20 protein-coding genes are annotated in these 19,624 nt (G+C 70.6%); 9 read left to right on the plus strand and 11 right to left on the minus strand.

Annotation, left to right across the window (positions count from 1 at the left end):
• Nucleotides 1-49: 49 nt before the first annotated feature.
• Complete coding sequence (locus ACW7G5_RS11580; protein ID WP_457004653.1) at nucleotides 50-1,621, plus strand: peptide MFS transporter; 1,572 nt, start codon at nucleotides 50-52, stop codon at nucleotides 1,619-1,621.
• 74 nt (nucleotides 1,622-1,695) lie between these two features.
• On the opposite strand, the gene ACW7G5_RS11585 is transcribed toward ACW7G5_RS11580, so the two are convergent.
• Nucleotides 1,696-3,303, minus strand: a complete 1,608-nt coding sequence (locus ACW7G5_RS11585; RefSeq protein ID WP_457004655.1) for a tetratricopeptide repeat-containing sulfotransferase family protein — start codon at nucleotides 3,301-3,303, stop codon at nucleotides 1,696-1,698.
• Nucleotides 3,304-3,316: 13 nt separating this feature from the next.
• Nucleotides 3,317-3,808 carry a MarR family winged helix-turn-helix transcriptional regulator gene (locus tag ACW7G5_RS11590; RefSeq protein WP_457004657.1) on the minus strand — a complete coding sequence of 164 codons (492 nt, stop codon included), beginning with the start codon at nucleotides 3,806-3,808 and terminating at the stop codon, nucleotides 3,317-3,319.
• A 76-nt stretch (nucleotides 3,809-3,884) separates the two neighbouring features.
• On the opposite strand from ACW7G5_RS11590, the gene hppD reads away from it, so the two are divergent.
• The 4 genes from hppD to ACW7G5_RS11610 all read left to right on the plus strand — a co-directional run bounded on the left by hppD (nucleotide 3,885) and on the right by ACW7G5_RS11610 (nucleotide 8,402).
• A complete protein-coding gene (gene hppD / locus ACW7G5_RS11595; RefSeq protein WP_457004659.1) occupies nucleotides 3,885-4,979 on the plus strand; it encodes a 4-hydroxyphenylpyruvate dioxygenase in 1,095 nt (364 codons plus the stop codon).
• 323 nt (nucleotides 4,980-5,302) lie between these two features.
• Nucleotides 5,303-6,601, plus strand: a complete 1,299-nt coding sequence (gene hmgA, locus ACW7G5_RS11600) for a homogentisate 1,2-dioxygenase (protein ID WP_457004760.1) — start codon at nucleotides 5,303-5,305, stop codon at nucleotides 6,599-6,601.
• Nucleotides 6,602-6,711: 110 nt separating this feature from the next.
• Nucleotides 6,712-7,353, plus strand: a complete 642-nt coding sequence (locus ACW7G5_RS11605) for a lectin (RefSeq protein WP_457004661.1) — start codon at nucleotides 6,712-6,714, stop codon at nucleotides 7,351-7,353.
• A gap of 95 nt (nucleotides 7,354-7,448) precedes the next feature.
• The gene (locus ACW7G5_RS11610) at nucleotides 7,449-8,402 is read left to right on the plus strand and encodes a sodium:calcium antiporter (protein ID WP_457004663.1); all 954 of its coding nucleotides are present in this window, start codon (nucleotides 7,449-7,451) and stop codon (nucleotides 8,400-8,402) included.
• A gap of 36 nt (nucleotides 8,403-8,438) precedes the next feature.
• Here the strand turns inward: ACW7G5_RS11610 and ACW7G5_RS11615 are convergent, their stop codons facing one another.
• From ACW7G5_RS11615 to ACW7G5_RS11640, 6 genes are all read right to left on the minus strand, one after another.
• Complete coding sequence (locus tag ACW7G5_RS11615) at nucleotides 8,439-8,816, minus strand: Na+/H+ antiporter subunit G (RefSeq protein WP_457004665.1); 378 nt, start codon at nucleotides 8,814-8,816, stop codon at nucleotides 8,439-8,441.
• Entirely contained in the window at nucleotides 8,813-9,055 is a 243-nt protein-coding gene (locus ACW7G5_RS11620; RefSeq protein ID WP_457004762.1) for a K+/H+ antiporter subunit F, read from the minus strand. The genes ACW7G5_RS11615 and ACW7G5_RS11620 overlap by 4 nt, the downstream gene beginning before the upstream one ends.
• A gap of 68 nt (nucleotides 9,056-9,123) precedes the next feature.
• Complete coding sequence (locus tag ACW7G5_RS11625; RefSeq protein WP_457004667.1) at nucleotides 9,124-9,615, minus strand: Na+/H+ antiporter subunit E; 492 nt, start codon at nucleotides 9,613-9,615, stop codon at nucleotides 9,124-9,126.
• Complete coding sequence (locus ACW7G5_RS11630; RefSeq protein ID WP_457004668.1) at nucleotides 9,612-11,162, minus strand: monovalent cation/H+ antiporter subunit D; 1,551 nt, start codon at nucleotides 11,160-11,162, stop codon at nucleotides 9,612-9,614. The genes ACW7G5_RS11625 and ACW7G5_RS11630 overlap by 4 nt, the downstream gene beginning before the upstream one ends.
• Nucleotides 11,159-11,521 (minus strand): Na+/H+ antiporter subunit C, encoded by a 363-nt coding sequence (locus ACW7G5_RS11635; RefSeq protein ID WP_457004670.1) that lies wholly within the window; start codon nucleotides 11,519-11,521, stop codon nucleotides 11,159-11,161. Before ACW7G5_RS11635 ends, ACW7G5_RS11630 begins: the two co-directional genes overlap by 4 nt.
• Nucleotides 11,521-14,352, minus strand: coding sequence for a monovalent cation/H+ antiporter subunit A (locus ACW7G5_RS11640; protein WP_457004672.1), 2,832 nt, complete (start codon nucleotides 14,350-14,352; stop codon nucleotides 11,521-11,523). Before ACW7G5_RS11640 ends, ACW7G5_RS11635 begins: the two co-directional genes overlap by 1 nt.
• 157 nt (nucleotides 14,353-14,509) lie before the next feature.
• On the opposite strand from ACW7G5_RS11640, the gene ACW7G5_RS11645 reads away from it, so the two are divergent.
• Entirely contained in the window at nucleotides 14,510-15,382 is an 873-nt protein-coding gene (locus ACW7G5_RS11645; protein ID WP_457004675.1) for an NAD-dependent epimerase/dehydratase family protein, read from the plus strand.
• Between the two features lie 32 nt (nucleotides 15,383-15,414).
• On the opposite strand, the gene ACW7G5_RS11650 is transcribed toward ACW7G5_RS11645, so the two are convergent.
• From ACW7G5_RS11650 to ACW7G5_RS11660, 3 genes are all read right to left on the minus strand, one after another.
• On the minus strand, nucleotides 15,415-16,302 hold the full coding sequence (locus ACW7G5_RS11650; protein ID WP_457004677.1) for a DMT family transporter: 888 nt from the start codon (nucleotides 16,300-16,302) through the stop codon (nucleotides 15,415-15,417).
• A 78-nt stretch (nucleotides 16,303-16,380) separates the two neighbouring features.
• A complete protein-coding gene (locus ACW7G5_RS11655) occupies nucleotides 16,381-16,866 on the minus strand; it encodes an Mpo1 family 2-hydroxy fatty acid dioxygenase (RefSeq protein WP_457004679.1) in 486 nt (161 codons plus the stop codon).
• A gap of 71 nt (nucleotides 16,867-16,937) precedes the next feature.
• Nucleotides 16,938-17,909, minus strand: a complete 972-nt coding sequence (locus ACW7G5_RS11660; protein ID WP_457004681.1) for a mitochondrial fission ELM1 family protein — start codon at nucleotides 17,907-17,909, stop codon at nucleotides 16,938-16,940.
• Between the two features lie 85 nt (nucleotides 17,910-17,994).
• Between ACW7G5_RS11660 and ACW7G5_RS11665 the strand changes: the two genes are divergently transcribed.
• The 3 genes from ACW7G5_RS11665 (at nucleotide 17,995) to ACW7G5_RS11675 (ending at nucleotide 19,623) form a co-directional block, all read left to right on the plus strand.
• Nucleotides 17,995-18,585, plus strand: coding sequence for a malonic semialdehyde reductase (locus ACW7G5_RS11665; protein ID WP_457004683.1), 591 nt, complete (start codon nucleotides 17,995-17,997; stop codon nucleotides 18,583-18,585).
• A 97-nt stretch (nucleotides 18,586-18,682) separates the two neighbouring features.
• On the plus strand, nucleotides 18,683-19,357 hold the full coding sequence (locus tag ACW7G5_RS11670) for a pirin family protein (RefSeq protein ID WP_457004685.1): 675 nt from the start codon (nucleotides 18,683-18,685) through the stop codon (nucleotides 19,355-19,357).
• A gap of 65 nt (nucleotides 19,358-19,422) precedes the next feature.
• Nucleotides 19,423-19,623: a zinc-finger domain-containing protein gene (locus ACW7G5_RS11675; protein ID WP_457004687.1), complete on the plus strand. Its 201-nt coding sequence runs from the start codon at nucleotides 19,423-19,425 to the stop codon at nucleotides 19,621-19,623.
• Nucleotide 19,624: the final 1 nt, after the last annotated feature.

Genomic DNA, 19,624 nt, shown 5'->3' on the forward strand with positions numbered 1-19,624 from the left:
GTTAACCGGTCGGCCAGCGCGGCCGGACCCAACCAGCCAGGAGTAGCGAGTGACCCCGAATCCCTACGCAGCCGAGGAAAAGAAGACCATCCTCGGCCATCCGCGCGGCCTGTTCGTGCTGTTCTTCGCCGAGATGTGGGAGCGCTTCTCCTACTACGGCATGCGCGCGCTGCTGATCTTCTACCTCGTCCAGCACTGGATGTTCTCCGACGGCGAGGCCTCGGTGATCTACGGTGCCTATACCGCGCTGGTGTACATCGCGCCGGTGGTGGGCGGTTATCTCGCCGACCGCTACCTGGGGCAACGCAAGGCGGTGCTGTTCGGTGCGGTGCTGCTGACCTTCGGCCATTTCCTGATGGCGTTCGAAGGCACCGGTGGCCAGGGCGCGGCCGAGATCAACATCTTCTGGCTGGCGCTGTCGTTCATCATCGTCGGCTCGGGCTTCCTCAAGGCCAACATCTCGGTGATGGTCGGCCAGCTGTACCCGCGCACCGACATCCGGCGCGACCCGGCGTACACGATCTTCTACATGGGCATCAACCTGGGCGCGATGCTCGGTTCGCTGATCGCCGGCTACCTGGGCCAGACCTACGGCTGGAAGTACGGCTTCGGCGCCGCCGGCGTCGGCATGCTGCTGGGCCTGGTGGTGTTCATCATCGGCAAGCCGATGCTGATGGGGCGCGGCGAGCCGCGTGATCCGCAGCGGCTTGCGGCGCCGCTGTTCGGCATCCGCTTCGAGTGGCTGCTGTACGTCCTCAGCTTCCTGACCGTGGGCCTGGTGTGGTGGATGATCCAGCACCAGAAGCTGGTCGGCTTCCTGCTGGGTGGCGCGGGCCTGATCCTGGTCGGCTACGTGCTCTACAAGGCGGTGTTCTCGATGCAGCGCGAAGAGCGCAACCGGATCTTCGCCGCGATGTACCTGATCATCGGCTCGATCCTGTTCTGGGCGCTGTTCGAGCAGGCCGGCGCGTCGCTGAACCTGTTCACCGACCGCTCGGTCGACCGCAACATCCTCGGCTGGGAAGTGCCGGCGTCGATGTTCCAGTCGCTGAACTCGATCTACATCGTCTGCCTCGCGCCGCTGTTCGCGATGCTGTGGCTGTGGCTGGCCAAGCGCGGCTGGGAGCCTTCGACCCCGGCCAAGTTCGCCATCGGCGTGGTGCTGGTGGGCGCGGGCTTCCTGGCCCTGGTCGCCGGCGCCAACGCGTCGACCGTGGGCGCGACCCCGGTGATCTTCATCTTCGTGATCTACCTGATCCACACCCTCGGCGAGCTGTGCCTGTCGCCGGTCGGGCTGTCGGCGATGAACCGGCTGACGCCGGCGCACATGGCCAGCCTGATCATGGGCACCTGGTTCTTCGCCTCGGCCACCGGCAACTTCGCCGCGGGCCTGATCTCGGCCGCCACCGGCGGCGAGGGCGCGGGCCCGGAGAAGGTGCTGGAGGTCTACTCCAACGTCGGCTGGCTGGCGGTGGGCGTGGGCGTGGTGATGCTGGTGATCGCACCGCTGGTGAAGAAGCTGATGCACCTCGACACCCTGCGCGACGACGACCTCGCTGGCCAGGACGAGCTGGCCGAGCCGGCCGCTGCCGGGATCGACGTCACCGAAGAGCGCCGCTGAGCGACGCCCACGCGTACTCCCGGCATGAGTGACACGCCGCGCCCTCCGGGGCGCGGCTTTTTTTTGCGCGGAGTTCAGTCCAGCGTGACCCCGAGGCCCGCCGCTAGCGGGCCGAGGTGCTCGCGGTAGGGCAGCCAGTCGGGCGCGCGCGGCGCCCGCAGGCCTGAGCGCACCTGCGCTGCGCTGGCGGTCGCCACGGCGCCACCGCTGCGTTCGGGCTTCAGCACCGAGGGATCGAAGGCCAAGCCGAGATGGCCGAGTACGCGACGCATCGTGGCGTCGGGGTCGCGCAGCAGGTCGTCGTGGCGGACATCGAGCAGCCTCGGGCCCAGTACCCCGCGCCAGTGCGACATCAATGCCGCGTGCGCTTGGTGCCACGCGGCAAGCTCGCGCTGGTCGTAGGACCAGCGCGCCGAGCCGCCATAGAGCATGCGCAGGTTGGAGAAGCACACGTCCATCGGCGCGCGCTCGGTATGGATGAACCGCGCCCGCGGCAGTGCGCGTGCGATGCAGCCCAGCAGCAGGGAGTTGGTGGGCAGCTTCTCCGTCCACAGGCCGCGGCCGCGCGCGCGCCATGCGTTGGCCTCGAGGAAGGCCCGGCCCAGCGCCGGCCAGTCGATCGTTTCCAGGCGCTCGAGCAGGCCGGCGTCGACCAGGCCCTGTCCGCGATGGTCCGCGGCCAGCCGCAGCGCCGCGGCAAAGCCCATGCTTTCGCCGCCCTCGGCCACCGCGGGATGGCCGCCGAGCATGCGTTCGAGCACGGTGGAACCCGAGCGGAACAGGCCGACGATGAACACGGGCTGCTGCGCGCCAGTGCCCGGGTCATGGCCCGGACCGGCCAGGAATCCCGCGTCGCAGCGGTCGCGGATAGCCTCGAGCAGGCGCAGGTCGTCGGCGACGTCGTAGCGCATGGCGGCGCGCTTGGCGCGCATGCCGCGCTCGAGTTCGGGCCAGGCGGCCTCGTGTTCGCCGAGGTCGTGCAGCTCGTCGAACAGGGAGTGGCTGAAATGGATGTCGTGCTCGCTGCCGGGCGTGACGCGTGCGCGCTCGTCGCGCAGGCGGGCGATGCGCGCCCGGGTGCCGGCCACGTCGTGCGCGCGCAGCTGCGACAGCCGGCGGTGGGCATGGGCGAAGTGCGGCGTCACCGCGATCGCCCGGTCCAGGTCCTCGCGGGCGCCGGCCATGTCGCCCAGGAACAGGCGCGTGCTGCCGCGCACGTAGCGCGCGGGAGCGTGGCCGGGGTCGCGGTCCACCGCGCGGTCCAGCCAGGCCAGTCCGGCGTCGTGCAGGTCCTCGGCGCCGAGCAGGTCCGCCAGCGCGACCATGTCGTCGACGCTGGCCTGGCCGGCCCGTTCGGCCAGCGCAAGCGACAGCTCGGTCAGCGCGTGCGGCTCGTGCAGGTCGCGCAGCAGTCGCGCGAGCGCCAGCGCGTGCGGCCAGGAGCGCGGACCCGCAGCGTGCGCCCGCATCGTGGCCGCGTGCATGTCGCGGTAGTGGCCGGCGCGCGCCTGGGCCTTGGCCAGGCCGAGCCATGGCGCCGCATCGCCGGGTGCCGCTTCGGCCAGTCGCGCATAGGCAGCGGCGGCGCCGGCCCAGTCGCAGGCCGCGGCGAGGGCGTTGGCTTCCAGCCAGGCCCGGGCGTCTGGCAGGCTGGCAGCGTCCGGACGGGTGTCTGCTTGCATCGTGGTCAATCTACTAGAGCCCGTAGCGTTCGCCGAGTCTGTCCAGCATGCGCGAAAACTGCACGCGCTCGTCCCCGCTCAGCGGCGCCAGCAGCTCGCGCTCGTAGGCCAGCGCCAGCGGTGCGACCTGCGAATACACCTCGCGCCCGCCCTCGCTGAGTTCCAGCACCGAGCGCCGGCGGTCGTCGTCGTGCATTTCCCGGTGCAGCAGGCCGCGTTCGAGCAAGCGGGCCACGGCGCGGCTCACCGCCACCTTGTCCATGGCGCTGCGTTCGGCCACGCCCGCGGCTGACAGCCCGGGGAACCTGCCGAGCACGGCGATGATCCGCCACTCGGTGACCGCCAGGCCGAAGCGTTCGCCGTAGGCCTGGGCGATTTCCTGGCTGACCACGTTGGACAGCAGGCTGAGCTGGTAGGGCACGAAGCGCTCGAGGTCGAGGACCGCGTCGTGGGCGGCGTCGATTGCGGCGCCGGTGTGGACTTTCCTGTCTGGAGGCTGGGACATTGCTGCGCTGCGCCTTGCAACTGGTTTCATATGAAACTATAACACCGCATCCCTCCCGTCCACTGCAGGAGCCGCCATGAGCGCCCAGACCCAGACCCGGCCGAACCTCGGCATGCAGGTCACCACCTTTGAAAACCCGATGGGCATCAACGGCTTCGAGTTCGTCGAATTCGCAGCCCCCGCCGGCCGCGCGGACGCGATGCGCACCTACCTGCAGCAGCTCGGCTTCACCGCGGTCGCGAAGCACCGCAGCCGCGCGATCACGCTGTTCCGCCAGGGCACGATCAACTTCCTGCTCAACGAGGAGCCGGACTCCTTCGCATCGGACTTCGCCGCCAGCCACGGCCCCTCGGCCTGCGGCTTCGCGATCCGCTTCAAGCGTCCGGCGGGCGAGGTGCTCGAGCACGTGCTCGCCAACGGCGGCGAGAAGGCCGACCACAAGGCCGCCACCGGCGCCGTCGACTTCCCGGCGATCAAGGGCATCGGCGACTGCATGCTGTACCTCGTCGACGACGGCGCCGACGTCTACGCCGACTACGAGCCGCTGCCGGGCGTCGACCAGCACCCCAAGGGCTTCGGCCTGACCTTCATCGACCACCTGACGCACAACCTGTTCCTGGGCAACATGCAGAAGTGGTCGGACTACTACGAGAAGCTGTTCAACTTCCGCGAGATCCGCTACTTCGACATCAAGGGCTCGAAGACCGGCCTGCTGTCGAAGGCGATGACCGCGCCCGACGGCGTGGTGCGCATCCCGCTCAACGAGTCCTCCGACGAGAAGAGCCAGATCAACGAATACCTGCGCGACTACAAGGGCGAGGGCATCCAGCACATCGCGCTGTTCACCGATGACATCTACGAGTCGGTGGAGAAGATGCGCGAGGCGGGGATCGCCTTCCTCGACACGCCGGCGGCGTATTTCGACGTCATCGACCAGCGCGTGCCGGATCATGGCGAGGACGTCGAGCGGCTGCGTCGCAACGCGATCCTCATCGATGCCGATCCGGAGACCAAGCAGCGCAAGCTGCTGCAGATCTTCGGCAAGAACGCGTTCGGGCCGATCTTCTTCGAGATCATCCAGCGCAAGGGCAACGAGGGTTTTGGCGAGGGCAATTTCCAGGCCCTGTTCGAGTCGATCGAGCGCGACCAGATGGAGCGCGGCGTCCTCTAGAAAACCTTGCTACGGATCGACGCTGAGAAGGCGCGGATTTACACGGATAGAGCGGGAAGGGCGTAAAGAGCGAAGAGCGTTTGGCCACGGATTTGCGCGGATTACGCGGATCAGGGCGAGGCCAGCGTAAACATCACGCCCGTACCAGCTTTTTCTTCCGATGGGCCTTCGGCAACAATCTTGCCTCCGGCCAGATCCGCGTAATCCGCGTAAATCCGTGGCTGAAAGGGCTTTCTGCTCTATCCGTGTAAATCCGCGCCTTCTCAGCGTAAATCCGTGGCAAAAAGTTCTTGATCTTCCGGGAGACAACCGTGGTCGGATACATGTCCGGGTTTGGCAACGAGTTCGCCACCGAGGCGGTGGCCGGGGCGCTGCCGGTGGGGCGGAACTCGCCGCAGAGGGTGGCGCACGGGCTATACGCCGAGCAGCTAACCGGCACGGCGTTCACCGCGCCGCGCCATGCCAACCGCCGCAGCTGGCTGTACCGGATCCGTCCGGCGGCGATGCACGGCAGCTTCGAGCCGTACGCGCAGCCGCGGCTGCACGAGGATTTCGGCGATGGGCCGGTGACGCCGGACCAGCTGCGCTGGGATCCGCTGCCGATGCCGGCGGACGGGACCCGCGTCGACTTCGTCGATGGCCTGTTCACCATGGCCGGCAACGGCGGATCGCGTGCCGGCACCGGCGTCGGCATCCACATGTACGCCGCCAACGCCTCGATGCGCGACCGCTTCTTCTACAGCGCCGACGGCGAGCTGCTGGTCGTCCCCCAGCAGGGGCGCCTGCGCATCGCCACCGAGCTCGGCGTGCTTGAAGTCGAGCCGCAGGAGATCGCGGTCATCCCGCGCGGCGTGCGCTTCCGGGTCGAACTTCCGGACGCCGACCGCGATGGCGGCACGGTGCGCGGCTACGTCTGCGAGAACTACGGCGCGCTGCTGCAGCTGCCCGACCTCGGGCCGATCGGCTCCAACGGCCTGGCCAACCCGCGGGACTTCCTCGCGCCGGTCGCGGCCTACGAGGACGGGGAGGGCGCGTTCGAGCTCATCGCGAAGTTCCAGGGCCACCTGTGGCGCGCCGACATCGGCCATTCGCCGCTGGACGTGGTCGCCTGGCACGGCAACTACGCGCCGTACAAGTACGACCTGCGCCGCTTCAACGCCATCGGCTCGATCAGCTTCGACCATCCGGACCCGTCGATCTTCCTGGTGCTGCATTCGCCCAGCGACACGCCCGGCACCAGCAACATGGACTTCGCGATCTTCCCGCCGCGCTGGCTGGTGCAGCAGGACACGTTCCGTCCGCCATGGTTCCACCGCAACATCGCCAGCGAGTTCATGGGCCTGGTGCACGGCGCCTACGACGCCAAGGCCGAAGGCTTCGCGCCCGGCGGCTGCAGCCTGCACAACTGCATGACCGGCCACGGACCCGACGCCGCGACCTTCGAGAAGGCCTCGGCCGCCGACCTGTCGCAGCCCGACGTGATCACCGACACCATGGCCTTCATGTTCGAAACCCGCGCGGTGATCCGGCCGACCCGGCAGGCGCTCGATGCCGCGCACCGCCAGCGCGGCTACCAGGCCTGCTGGGCGGGGCTGCGCAGGCACTTCCAGGCCGGCGGCTGAGCGACGGGCGGCGCGCCGCTCAGCCGCGCTGCCGCCGCGTCGCGGAGTCTCCACGCCGTCCGCGCACGGTTTTGTCGTAGCCTTGGACTTCCGCCATCCGGAGCAAGCGCATGCGTCGTGCCCCCAACGTTGTCCTGCTGTCCCTGTCCCTGTCCCTGTCCCTGACCCTGGCGCTCGCCGCCTGCAACGCCGAGCGCAGCGCCGAGAACGGCGTGGACGCGGCCGCCAACGCCATCGAGGCGATCGAACCCGTGACCGAACCTGCCGCGGCAGCCGCGGCGATCCCGGCCGCGGGCGATTCGCGCATGGACGGTTACGCGGACCTGGAGTTCGGCATGACCGCGGACGAGGCGCGCACGGGCTGGAGCGGCAACCCGCTCGAATCCCTTGGCGAGCCGGCCGACGGCTCCACCTGCCACCACCTGGTCCCGGCAGGCCAGGCGACGCCGTCCGACCTGGCCTTCATGTTCGAGAACGACCTGTTCGTGCGCTACAGCGTCGAGTCGGCCGAGGTCACCGCACCCGGCGGCGGCCGCGTCGGCATGGACGAGGCCACCCTGCAGGGCCTCTACGGCGAGCGGCTGCAATCGGCCCCGCACAAGTACGTCGAAGGTGGCAGGGTGCTGATGAGCCCCGAGGACGGCGGCGCGCTGCCGTCGCGGCTGTTCTTCGAGCTCGGTGCCGACGGCGTCGTGACCAGCTGGCGCGTCGGCATGGTGCCGCAGGTCGGCTACGTCGAAGGCTGCAGCTGACGCTGGACACGGGAGCGGCCAACGGCCGCGACCTGCTGTGAAGTCGCGGCCATGGCCGCCCCCCCAACGGGAATGAGCGGCTCGGAGACAAGGCGATGTTCGAGGCAATAGGCTTCACGGTCCTGGGCCTGGTGCTCCTGGCCCTGGGTGGCGACTCGCTGGTCAAGGGTGCGGCGGGTCTGGGCGAGCGCCTGGGCATCCCCCGCTTCGCGGTCGGGCTGGGGCTGGTGGCTGTGGCGACCTCGCTGCCGGAGCTGGCGGTCAACGCCCGCGCGGTGGCCGCGGGCGACAGTGCACTGGCCCTGGGCAACGCGGTTGGCAGCAACATCGCCAACATCGGCCTGACCCTGGGCGCGGCCGCGCTGGCGGCGCCGCTGGTGCTGCGCTGGCGCGCGCTTTCACCGCTCCTTGCGGTGCTGCTGCTGTCCACGCTGGTGGTCGCCGGGTTGGGCCTGGACGGCGGGATTTCGCGCCTCGAGGGCGTGGCCCTGCTGCTGGTGTTCGTGGGCGTGGTGGCGTTCGTGGCGATGCGCGGCGATGACGAGTCGCCCGACGTGCGCGCGCAGATCGATGCGTTCGCCGCCACCCGCGGCGGCCTGGGCCTGCACCTGGTGCGGATCGTGCTGGCCGTCGTGCTGCTGTGGTTCGGCGCGGGCTGGATCGTGGCCCACGTGCCGGTGATCGGCCACGCGCTGGGCATGGATTCGTTGGTGGCCGGCCTGGTCCTGGTCGCGGTCGGCACCGCCCTGCCCGAGGCGGCCGCGGCGATCGCCGCGGCGCGTCGGGGCCAGGGCGACATCGTCGCCGGCCACGTGATCGGCTCCAGCCTGTTCAACCTGCTGGTGGTGCTGGGCGGCATGGCGGCGATCGGCGGCAGCGTCCCGGTGCCGGCCTCGTTCGTGCGCCTCGAGCTGCCGGTGGCCTTCCTGTTCGCGCTGCTGCTGGTGCCGCTGCTGCGCGGCAACACCACGGTCAGCCGGGGCGAAGGCGGGCTGCTGCTGGCCGCGCTGGCCGCCTGGCTCGTATTGGAGGCAGCGCTGCTCGGCTGAGTCGACCCGGCCGGCGTCGCTCCGCCGGGACGGGACTCAGAAGCCTTCGTCGTCGCTGCCGTCCGGGCGCGGCGGCACGTGGGTGTCCTCGTCGGACTTGCCGGGCAGCTGCGGCCATTCGTCCATGCGCAGGGAGAGCGCGGCCTTGGACATCAGGTGCGCGCTGATCGGCGCGGTGATCAGCAGGAAGGCGATGATCAGCAGTTCGCGCGGCTGCGGGTCGCTGCCCACGAACATGTGGTAGCCGACCGAGGCGCTCAGCACGCAGCCGACGCCCAGGGTGCTGGCCTTGGTCGGCGCGTGCAGGCGGCGGAAGAATTCGGACAGCTTCACCAGGCCGATGCCGCCCATCAGGATGAAGAAGCTGCCCACGAGCAGCAGCACCACCAGCAGCAGCTCCCAGAACACGTTCATTCGACGATGTCCCTCCGCATCACGTACTTGCTCAGCACCACCGTGCTGACGAAGCCGAGCATGGCGATGATCAGCGCCGCCTCGAAGTAGACCGCGGTCTTCAGGTGCATGCCCAGTAGCATCAGCTCGGCGATGGCGGTGACGTTGAGGGTGTCCAGGGCAAGGATGCGGTCGGGCACGGTGGGGCCGCGCAGCAGCCGCCACAGGGCGAGCAGCATGGCGGCGCCGACCACGTACATCGACACGCCGATGGCGACGTCGATCAGGCCGTGGCCGTAGACCTGGATGCCGGCGAGCTCGGGGGGATTCACGGGAAGATCTCCATCAACGGGCACTCGTAGCGGCGCTTGATGTCGGCCACCAGCGTGGCCTCGTCGGCGAGGTCGAGCACGTGCACCAGCAGGTAGCGGCGGTCGTCCGACAGTGCGGCGGTGACCGTGCCCGGGGTCAGGGTGATGCAGCACGCCAGCGCGGTGATGCCGTGGATGTTGCCGATGTCCAGCGGGTACCAGATGAAGCCGGAATGGATCCGCGACTCCCGGCCCAGCACCTGCCGCGCCACGCGCAGGTTGCACATCAGGATGTCCCAGAGCAGCACCACCACCAGCTTGGGCAGCGGGCGCAGGCTGCCGAAATTCGCGAACTCGCGGTCGATGCGGGTGGCGTACAGCGGGATCACCAGGCCCAGCACCAGCGCCAGGGTGAACTGCGCGGCGTTGACCTCGGACACCATCAGCAGCCAGAACGCGGTGATGGACAGGGTCAGCGGCAGCGAGGGCAGCCAGCGGCGGCGGTTCATGGCAGCCTCCTCTGCGGCAGGGCGGCGCGCACCTGGTCGACGTAGGTCGCCGGTGCCAGCAGCTGCTCGGCGGCCGCGCGCGTGTACGCCGTCACCGGCCCCGGGGCGACGGCCATCGCCACGCCGTAGGACAGCAGCAGCATGGTGGCCATGGTCTCCGGCAGGCGCAGCCGCCCGCGCGCGTTGCGGGGCGCGTCGCCGGGCGGCGATGCCTGGATCGCCGCCGGCTTCCAGAAGATGCGCGTGCCGGCGCGGGTCAGCCCCACGATCACCAGCATGCTGCTGCCGAGGATCGCCGGCCACGCCCAGCGGACGTCGGCATCCGGCACCGCCTGCAGCAGCAGGGTCTTGCCGATGAAGCCGGACAGCGGCGGCAGGCCCGCGACGGAAATCGCGCCGACCATGAACATGGCGCCCGCCATGATCCGCACGCCGGGCGCGGGGGCGAAGGCGCGCAGCGCGTCGCCGGCGTCACCGCGCCCGCGGCGGACCAGGTCGGCCACCAGGAACAGCGCTGCGGCGACGAAGGTGCTGTGCACCAGGTAGTAGAGGCCGGCGCCGATGGTGCCGGCGGTGCGCAGGCCGAAGGCGATGAACAGCGTGGTCGCCGAAACCAGGACCACGTAGGCCACCAGCACGCGCAGGCGCGAGGCCGCGAGCACGCCGAGCGTGGCCAGCGCGAGCCCGCCGACCGCGGCGGGAAGCATCCAGTCCCAGCCGTAGCCGGCCATCGGCCCGGCGCCTTCGCCCAGCATCAGCGAGCCCACGCGCAGCACGGCGTAGATGCCGACCTTGGTCATGATCGCAAACAGCGCCGCGACCGCGGCCGGGGCGCGGGTATAGGCCTCGGGCAGCCACAGGTACAGCGGCATCAGCGCGGCCTTGGAGCAGAACACGACCAGCAGCAGGCCGATGGTGGCCTTGGCCAGCTTCAGGTCGCCGGGCGGGACCGTGGCTACGCGCGCGGCGAGTTCGGCCATGTTGAGCGTGCCGAACACGCCGTAGACCAGGCCCAGCGCCACCAGGAACAGGGTCGAGGCGGCGATGTTGAAGGCCACGTAGTGCAGGCCCGCGCTCATGCGCACGCCGCGGCCGCCGGACAGCAGCAGGCCGTAGGACGCGATCAGCATGACCTCGAAGAACACGAACAGGTTGAAGATGTCGCCGGTCAGGAAGGCGCCGTTGATGCCCATCAGCTGCAGCTGGAACAGGGCGTGGAAGTGCGGCGCGCGCCGGTCCCAGCCCGAGCAGGCGTGCAGCAGGCAGGCCACGCCCAGCAGCGACGTGGTGAGCACCATCAGTGCCGAGAGCCGGTCGACCATCAGCGCGATGCCGATGCGCGCCGGCCAGTCGCCCAGCAGGTACACCACCACCGTGCCCTCGTGGGCCCGGGCCACGAGCAGGACCGAGACCAGCACCGTGGCCAGCATGAAGGTCCATGCCACCGAGCGCTGCACGATCGTGCCCACGCGCCGGTGCTCGACGAACAGCGACAGCGCGCCGCCCAGCAGCGGCAGCAGGATCGGGAGGATGGGAAGCTGGCTCATCCGCGGTTGTCCCGGTCGTCGCGCACGTCGCCCGCGTCGACATGGTCGCTGTCGTTGTCGGCGCGGCTGCGCATGGCCAGCACGATGAGGACCGCCGTCATCGCGAACGAGATCACGATCGCGGTCAGCACCAGCGCCTGCGGCAGCGGGTCGGTGTGGTTGGCGAGCGTCGCCTCCAGCCCCTCCCGCAGCACCGGCGGCTTGCCGATGGTGAGCCGGCCGCTGGAGAAGATCAGCAGGTTGGTGCCGTAGGACAGCAGGGTGAGGCCCAGGATCACGTCGAAGCTGCGCGCGCGCAAGACCAGGTACACGCCGGCGAACACCAGCACGGCGATACCGCTGGCAATGGCCAGTTCCATCAGACGGCCTCCCCGGTGGTGGCGGAGCGTGTGGCCGGATCAATCGTGCCGCGGTGGGCGATCATTTTCTTGGAGGACTCGACGGTGCCCATCATCGACAGGATCAGCATGGTGCTTCCGAATACGACCAGGTAGACGCCGAGGTCGAAGACGGCGGCGCTGGCCAGCGGGATCGTGCCCAGCAGCGGCAGCTCGAGGTCGTAGTGGCCGCTGGACAGGAAGGGCAGGTCGAGCACCATCGAAGCGGCGCCGCCGAAGAGTGCGATCAGCAGGCCGAGGCCGATGGCGCGGATGTAGTCGAAGCCGAAGCGCGATTCCACCGACGCCGCGCCCTGGATCACGTACTGGATCAGCAAGGGCACCGCCAAGGTCAGGCCGGCGATGAAGCCGCCGCCAGGCGAGTTGTGGCCGCGCAGGAACAGGAAGATCGACACCACGAGCGTCAGCGGGAACATCATCTGCGCAAGGTCGGCGGGTACCGGCAGCTTGACCGGTGGCCCCGGCATCACCTTTTCCGGCGCCATGCGTGCGCGGCGCAGCATGGCGTGCACCACCAGGCCGGCGATGCCGAACACGGTGATCTCGCCCAGGGTGTCGAAGCCGCGGAAGTCGACCAGGATCACGTTGACGATGTTGCTGCCCCAGGCTTCGGGGAGCGAGCGGGCGGTGATCTCCGCGGCGACGCCGTTCGACGGCGGGCGGGTCATCATCGCCCAGGCCAGGCCGCCGGTGCCGACGCCCGCGACCAGGGCCACCGCGCCATCGCGCAGGCGGCGCGGCAGTGAGCGCAGGGGTGGTGAATCCTTGGGCAGGTAGTGCAGGCCCAGCAGCATCAGCGCCACCGTCACCAGCTCCACCAGCAGTTGGGTGAGCGCGAGGTCCGGCGCCGACAGCGCCACGAAGGTCATGCTCACCGCCAGGCCGCAGCCGCCCATCACCAGCACCGCCAGCAGGCGGTGGCGATACAGCGCCAGGGTGCCGAACGCGCAGCACACCAGCAGAAGCCACAGTACCCAGGCCAGGCGCACCATCGGCTGGCCGACGAACACCGTGGGTACGCCGGGCTCGCCCCAGGCGGCAACGAACGGCGCCGCGCCCGCGGCGATGGCCACCAGCACCAGCCACAGCAGGCTGCGCTGCATGCTGCCGTTGGCGATGGTGTGGGTGAAGCGGCGCCCGAGCCGGAACAGCGCCTCGATGTTGAGGTGGAACAGCTTGCGCCCCTGCGACTGGCGCACGATCGCGTGCAGGTCCAGCAGCCGGCGCAGGCCCAGGTACAGCAGCACGCCGCAGACCACGCCGCCCAGGCTCATCAGCAGCGGCGTGTTGATGCCATGCCAGACGGCCAGGCTGTATTCGGGCAGTGCGTCACCGAGCACGCCGCGCGCGGCGGTCTGCAGGAAGGGCCCGATCGTCCACTGCGGGGCGATGCCCACCGCGACGCAGGCCACCACCAGGATCGCCACCGGCACCTGCATGAAGCGCGGCGGCTCGTGGACTTCGTTCTCGACCGCGCGCGGACCGCGTCCGAGGAAAATGTCATAGACGAAGCGCAGGCTGTAGGCGACGCCGAAGGTCGCGAACAGGAAGGCGGCCACGGTGATGAAGATCCGCATCTCCTCGTGGCCCTCGATCTCCAGCGCCTGGGCGAAGAACATTTCCTTGGACAGGAAGCCGTTGAGCAGCGGGATGCCGGCCATCGCCAGCGAGGCGATGATCGCCAAGGCGCTGGTATAGGGCATCAGCCGGCGCAGCCCGCCCAGGCGGCGCATGTCGCGGGTCCCGGTCTCGTGGTCGATGATGCCCGCGGCCATGAACAGCGAGGCCTTGAAGGTGGCGTGATTGAGGATATGGAACATCGCCGCCACCACCGCCATCGGCGTCGACAGCCCGAGTAGCAGGGTGATCAGGCCGAGGTGGGAGATCGTGGAGTACGCCAGCACGCCCTTCATGTCGTGCTGGAAGATCGCGTTCCAGGCGCCGATGAGCAGCGTCAGCCCGCCGACGATGCTGACCGTGTAGAAGAACAGGTCGGTGCCCGCCAGCGACGGATGCAGCCGCGCCAGCAGGAACACGCCGGCCTTCACCATGGTCGCCGAGTGCAGGTAGGCCGAGACCGGGGTCGGCGCCGCCATCGCGTGCGGCAGCCAGAAATGGAACGGGAACTGCGCGCTCTTGGTGAACACGCCGGCCAGCACCAGGCCCAGGATCCACGGGTACAGCTCGTGGGCCCGGATCGCGTCGCCGGCGGCCAGCACGGCGTCGAGTTCGTAGCTGCCGACCACGCGGCCGATCAGCACCACGCCGCCGAGCAGCGCCAAGCCGCCGGCGGCGGTGATGGTCAGCGCCATGCGCGCGCCCTCGCGGGCGTCGTCGCGGTGGAACCAGAAGCCGATCAGCAGGAAGGAGCTGATCGAGGTGAGTTCCCAGAACACCACGGTCAGCAGCAGGTTGCCCGACAGCACCATGCCGAGCATGGAGCCCATGAACAGCAGCAGGAAGCAGAAGAAGCGCCGGGTCTTTTCCTGCGGGCCGAGATAGTAGTGCGCGTACAGCACCACCAGCGCGCCGATGCCCAGCACCATGGCCGAGAACATCCAGCCCAGGCCGTCCAGGCGCAGGCTGAAGGCGAGGCCGGCCTGCGGCAGCCACTCGTGCATGGCGCGCGGGATGTCGCCGGCCATCACCCCCGGGGTCAGCCAGGCCAGCACCGCCAGCGCGAGCAGCGGAGCCAGGCCTGCCAGCCACGCGACCGCGCGCGCCGGTGCATCGCGCAGGATCGCGAGCACCAGCGCCAGCACGAAGGGCAGGGCCAGCATGAGTTCGAGCATCGGTGTCCTTGGTCTTGCATGGGGGAGACCGCGCTCCGCACGGTCATCCGGGGATTCTAACAGCGCCGGATATTGCTCCCTGCCATGCGTCGCCTATCCTGAGCCGATGCACTTTCCATCACCCAGCCGCGGCCACGCCGCCATGGATTCCACGCGCATGAGCACCGGGAACGGGCGTGCGCTGCTGCTCGGTGGCAGCGGCCAGGTCGGCGCCGCGGTGCTCGCGCGACTGCTGCATGCGGGGTGGACGGTCGATGCGCTCTCGCGCGCCCCGCGCGAACCGATGCCGGGGCTGCGCTGGCTGCGCGGCGGCTTCGAGGCCATGCCGGCGCTGGAACCCGGCTACGACGCGATCCTGAGCTGCGGGCCGCTGGACCGGTTCGCGCGCTGGTACGCGGCGGGCGGCCCGGCGTCGCCGCGGGTGGTCGCGTTCGGCTCGACCAGCCTGGCGGTGAAGCGCGCGTCGCTCGACGCCGCCGAACGCGACCTTGCCGCGCGCCTTGCCGGCGCCGAGGACGTGCTGTTCGCGGCGGCCGCCACGCGCGATGGCGATGCCATCGTGCTGCGCCCGACCCTGGTCTACGGCGCCGGGCGCGACCAGACGCTGAGCCGCATCGCCACGATGGCCAGGCGGCGCGGACTGTTCGTGCTGCCGCGCGGGGCCACGGGCCTGCGCCAGCCGGTGCACGTCGACGACCTTGCCGCGACCGCGATGGCCGCGCTGGATGCGCGCGGAGCGGGCGGGCGCGGTTATGAGCTGCCCGGTGGCGAAACCCTGGCCTATCGCGAGATGGTGGCGCGCGTGCTGGCCGCGCTGCGGCCGCCGGCGCGGCTGGTGGAGCTGCCTGCGCCGCTGTTCGCGTTGCTGGCCGCGGCGCTGCGCGCGGGCGGGGGGCTGCAGGGCTTCGGCGCGCAGGCACAGGCCCGCCTGCGCGAAGACCTGGTGTTCGACATCGCCCCGGCCGCGGCCGCCCTGAGCCATGCGCCGCGGCCGTTCCGGCCGGATGCGGCGATGCTCGGCGCGGAGTGATCCTGGCGTCGCGTCGGTTCAGGCGCGTCGATTCAGATCTCGCGCGCGGGCGGCAGCGGCCGCGCCTTGGCCAGCGCGCGCAGCGCGATCGCCACCACCCCGCCCAGCACCAGCGCACCGCCGATCCACAGCTGTGGCCCGGGCCGGTCGCCCCAGACCAGGATGCCGAGCAGCACCGCCAGCAGCGGGGTCAGCATCAGCCACGGCGTGAGCTGCGCCACCGGATGGCGCTGCAGCAGCAGGAAATAGACGCCGTGGCCGAGCAGCGAGGCCACCAGCGCCGAGTAGGACACGCCGATCCACGCCCGCGGGCTGGCGGTCGCCAGGGCCGCGATGCCCTCGGGTTCGAACACCAGGCTGAGCGCCATGAGCGGCAGCACCGCGATCAGCGCGCTCCAGCCCTGCTGGGTGAGCATGCCGATGCCGCCCAGGCGGCGCATCAGCACCGTGCCCAGCGCCAGGAAGCCGGCCGAAACCAGCATCGCCGCGATCGCCGCCGGCTTCTCCACGATCGAGGGATCGAAGCCGATCACCAGCACGCCGATGAAGCTGGCCGCGATCGCGGTGCCGGTGCGCCAGGCGAAGCGCTCGCCCAGCACCACCCAGGCCAGCAGCGCCGACATCGGCACGTAGCTCTGCATCACGATCGCCACCGCCGAAAGCTCGCCGGCCAGGCGCAGCGCCCAGAAGCTCAGCCCGAAGTGGAACACGTTCATGCACAGCGCCACGGCGAGGAAGCGCGGCCACTGCTCGCGCCGCACGGGCTTCAGGAACGGCAGCAGCACCAGGGCCACGATTCCCATCCGCAGCGCGGTGTACAGGAAGGCGGGCATCTCGAGCAGCGCATAGGCCGAGAACAGGAAATTGCCCGCCCAGGCCGCGCAGATGGTGAGGATCAGCAGGAGGTCACGGGGAGACATGCGCCATTGTCTCCCGCCGGCGGGGGCCGCGGGGTGCCGCGCGCGCCGCCTTCACGGCACGCAGCGTTGCGCCGGCTGCTACCAGTGCCAGCCGAGGCGGCGATAGGCCTTGGACAGCACCCAGGCCGGGCCGATCAGCAGGTAGACCAGGTCGGTGAGGAAGCTCGGCTTGCGACCCTCGATCCGGTGGCCGACGAACTGCGCGATCCAGGCCACCACGAACACCGCGATCGCGAGCGTGAGCAGCCCGCGGGTCCCCAGCGCCCCGTGCAGCCACCAGGTCAGCGACGCCATCGCCAGCAGCACCAGCGCCATGCCGGCGCCCAGCGGCCGCGAGCTGCGCTGGTAGAACAGCCAGGCCGCGAACATCGGCAGCGCCGCCCAGATCCCCGGCTTGAACAGCGTGCCTGGCGCCGGGATGCACCACAGCAGCGCGATCACGCTCCACAGGATCGCCGGCACCGCGAAGTAATGGATGGCCTGGTTGGTGTCGTTGCGATGGTCGCCGGAGTAACTGGCGAACCAGCGGTCGATCGGACGGTCTGCTTGGCTGCTGCCTGCCATGGTGGAACCCCCTGGACGCGTGTCCGCCGAGGATAGGGCAATCGGCCGGGGATCGGCCGCGCGATCGACGCTCAGGGCAGGCCGAGGCGGGCGCGCACTTCGGCGGCCACCCGCGGGGTCTCGCGCAGCGGGTCGGCATCGAACGGCATCGCCATGGCGTCGAGCGGACGCACCCGGCCGCGCGCCAGCAGTTCGTCGACGAAGCGCCGCGGTCGGCCGCGCACGGCCGCCGGCCGGTGCACGAACACCGGGGCCGCGGTGGCACAGGCTTCCGACAGCATGTTCACCGAATCCGCGCTGCAGGCGATGCGGTCGGCCCAGGCCAGCATGCCGGCGTAGGGGTTGGCGCCGTCCGCGGCATCGACCCAGGCCACGGTCGGCACCCGTCCTGGGCGGGCGCGCAGGGCGGCGCGCACATCCGGTGGCGTGCGCCGTGACGCGGTGACCAGCAGGCTGCCGCCGGCGCGATCGGCCATGGCTTCGGCCGCGGCCATCAGGGCATCGAGATCGCCGGGGTCGAAGCCGGCGTGGGCGCTGGGCCCGCCGACCAGCACCGCGATCCGCGGTGCGGGGAGCGCCGCGAAAGCGGCGAAGGCGTCGCGGCCGTGGGCCAACCAGGCATCGTCCACCGCATGCAGGCTGCCAAGCAGGGTCACGACGTTGTCGCCGCGCAGCCCGTCGTGCAGCGGCGCGACCACCACGTCCCAATGCCGTGGCGGCAGGCGTGGGTCGAGGACCTGGACCACGCGCGTGCCGCGGGCGCGGAGGATGCGCGTGGCCAGCGCCGCCTGGCGCCCGCAGCCGACGGCCAAGGGAGGCGGTGCCGCCAGCGCCCGTGCGAACGCATCCCCGAGCGCGCGCGCATCGGCCGGCAGCCGGCGCGGCGCCAGCCAGCGCCAGGGTGCGCGCGGGTCGAGCACCAGTTCCCGCGGCGCGGCCGGTGCTGCAAGCGCCGAGGCAAGGGCCTGCGCCTGGCGCGCATTGCCCGCGCGCCCGTCGCTCAGCGCGACCACGCCGGTAGGGCGTGCGTCGATCGTGCTCATGACCATGCGTTGCGGCCGTGGGACGGTGGAGTCATCGCCGAAACTCTACACTGCGACCTCCACCTGCCGACCACGAGGGAACCCGATGTCCGATGTGCTGCCCGATGCCACGCTTGCCCGCCTGTTCCGCGAGGGCCGCACCCACAACGCCATCGGCGGCGAAGTCGATGACGCCACCCTGCGTACGCTCTACGACCTGGTGAAATTCGGACCCACCGAGGCCAACTCCTGTCCGGCGCGCTTCGTGTTCGTGCGTTCCCCCGAGGCCAAGGCCAGGCTGGCGCCGGCGCTGAGCGACGGCAACCGCGACAAGACCCTGGCGGCGCCGGTGACGGTGATCGTCGGCCACGACATGGCCTTCTACGACAAGCTGCCGGTGCTGTTCCCGCACACGGATGCGCGCTCGTGGTTCGCCGGCTCCGACGAGGCGCGGCTGGAGCGGGTGGGCCTGCGCGGCTCGAGCATGCAGGGCGCCTACCTGATCATGGCCGCGCGCGCGCTCGGCCTGGACTGCGGGCCGATGAGCGGTTTCGACAACGCCATGGTCGACGAAGCATTCTTCAAGGGCACCGCGGTCCGCTCCAACATCCTGGTCAACCTGGGCAAGGGCGACCCGGCGCAGCTCTTCCCGCGCTCGCCGCGGCTGCCCTTCGAAGAGGCCGCGCGCATCGAATGAGCGCGGCTGGCAGCCACGCTGCGGCAGCGTCGCGACCGAGGCCTTCTCCCGCGGCGATGCGATAGACCGCGACTGGATGGGATGGGGCGCGCTCCGCGTGCTCTCCCGGCAGGACTGGAGTCCTGGCGCCTCGCGCGACAATGGCCGCGTAGCCAACATGGAGCGGCTGCTGCTGGTGATCGAGGGCGCCCTGGAGGTCGACTGCGGCAGCCTTGGCCAGCATCGGCTGGAGGCCGGCGACCTGCTGTGGATGGGCACCGGGCACGGCCTGCAGTCACGACTCGGGAATGGATCGGCCACCGCGCCGCTGCGCCTGGTCGAGTGCTGGCTGCAGCCCGGTCGCGTCAACGCTGACCCGGCGGTCGCCCGGCGCGCTGCGGATCACGGCGATGCCGGCCAGGGTGCCGGTGCCGGTGCCGGTGCGGACGGGTGCTGGGTCACGCTCGCGGCCGATGATCGTGGCCACGGCAGTGATGGCCATACCGGTGCCCGGGAGCATGAGCCGCCGTTGCCACTGCGGCAGCGGGCGCGTTTGATGGCGGTGCGCGTCGCCGCGGGCAAAGCCGTCGACCTGCCCGCCTGCGACGGCGGCAGGTGCTGGCTCGAGGTGCTCGACGGCGGCGTGATGGCTGCCGACGCTGGCGGCACCTGCACGCGGCTCGCTTCCGGCGACGGCATCGGCTGGACCGGCGGCACCACCTGTGCGCCGTCCGCGCTGACCGCCACCGGAACGGGTCCGGCCTGGCTGCTGCTGTTCGTGCTTCCCGCCTGATCCGGGCCACGCGGGCGCCGGCGCGGTAAACTGTGCGGGTCCCCGCAGCCCCCGGTCACGTCACGATGTCCACCGCCACGTCGCAGCCCGTCCAGGCCAACGCCGAAAAGCAGTACGAGGTGCGTCGCGCCGACCTTCCGCTGAGCTGCCCGCTGCCGTCCATGGCGCTGTGGAACTCGCACCCGCGCGTGTACCTGCCGATCGAGACCGAAGGCGGGCAGTCCGACTGCCCCTACTGCGGCGCCCACTTCGTCCTGGTCGACTGAG

Source organism: Luteimonas sp. A501 (assembly GCF_054052085.1).

Excerpts from the sequence above, each read along its gene's own strand:
- ACW7G5_RS11585 (WP_457004655.1), bottom strand. The coding sequence starts at position 3,303 with ATGCAAGCAGACACCCGTCCGGACGCTGCCAGCCTGCCAGACGCCCGG.
- ACW7G5_RS11590 (WP_457004657.1), bottom strand. The coding sequence starts at position 3,808 with ATGTCCCAGCCTCCAGACAGGAAAGTCCACACCGGCGCCGCAATCGAC.
- hppD (WP_457004659.1), top strand. The coding sequence starts at position 3,885 with ATGAGCGCCCAGACCCAGACCCGGCCGAACCTCGGCATGCAGGTCACC.
- hmgA (WP_457004760.1), top strand. The coding sequence starts at position 5,303 with ATGTCCGGGTTTGGCAACGAGTTCGCCACCGAGGCGGTGGCCGGGGCG.
- ACW7G5_RS11605 (WP_457004661.1), top strand. The coding sequence starts at position 6,712 with ATGCGTCGTGCCCCCAACGTTGTCCTGCTGTCCCTGTCCCTGTCCCTG.
- ACW7G5_RS11610 (WP_457004663.1), top strand. The coding sequence starts at position 7,449 with ATGTTCGAGGCAATAGGCTTCACGGTCCTGGGCCTGGTGCTCCTGGCC.
- ACW7G5_RS11615 (WP_457004665.1), bottom strand. The coding sequence starts at position 8,816 with ATGAACGTGTTCTGGGAGCTGCTGCTGGTGGTGCTGCTGCTCGTGGGC.
- ACW7G5_RS11620 (WP_457004762.1), bottom strand. The coding sequence starts at position 9,055 with ATGTACGTGGTCGGCGCCGCCATGCTGCTCGCCCTGTGGCGGCTGCTG.
- ACW7G5_RS11625 (WP_457004667.1), bottom strand. The coding sequence starts at position 9,615 with ATGAACCGCCGCCGCTGGCTGCCCTCGCTGCCGCTGACCCTGTCCATC.
- ACW7G5_RS11630 (WP_457004668.1), bottom strand. The coding sequence starts at position 11,162 with ATGAGCCAGCTTCCCATCCTCCCGATCCTGCTGCCGCTGCTGGGCGGC.
- ACW7G5_RS11635 (WP_457004670.1), bottom strand. The coding sequence starts at position 11,521 with ATGGAACTGGCCATTGCCAGCGGTATCGCCGTGCTGGTGTTCGCCGGC.
- ACW7G5_RS11640 (WP_457004672.1), bottom strand. The coding sequence starts at position 14,352 with ATGCTCGAACTCATGCTGGCCCTGCCCTTCGTGCTGGCGCTGGTGCTC.
- ACW7G5_RS11645 (WP_457004675.1), top strand. The coding sequence starts at position 14,510 with ATGAGCACCGGGAACGGGCGTGCGCTGCTGCTCGGTGGCAGCGGCCAG.
- ACW7G5_RS11650 (WP_457004677.1), bottom strand. The coding sequence starts at position 16,302 with ATGTCTCCCCGTGACCTCCTGCTGATCCTCACCATCTGCGCGGCCTGG.
- ACW7G5_RS11655 (WP_457004679.1), bottom strand. The coding sequence starts at position 16,866 with ATGGCAGGCAGCAGCCAAGCAGACCGTCCGATCGACCGCTGGTTCGCC.
- ACW7G5_RS11660 (WP_457004681.1), bottom strand. The coding sequence starts at position 17,909 with ATGAGCACGATCGACGCACGCCCTACCGGCGTGGTCGCGCTGAGCGAC.
- ACW7G5_RS11665 (WP_457004683.1), top strand. The coding sequence starts at position 17,995 with ATGTCCGATGTGCTGCCCGATGCCACGCTTGCCCGCCTGTTCCGCGAG.
- ACW7G5_RS11675 (WP_457004687.1), top strand. The coding sequence starts at position 19,423 with ATGTCCACCGCCACGTCGCAGCCCGTCCAGGCCAACGCCGAAAAGCAG.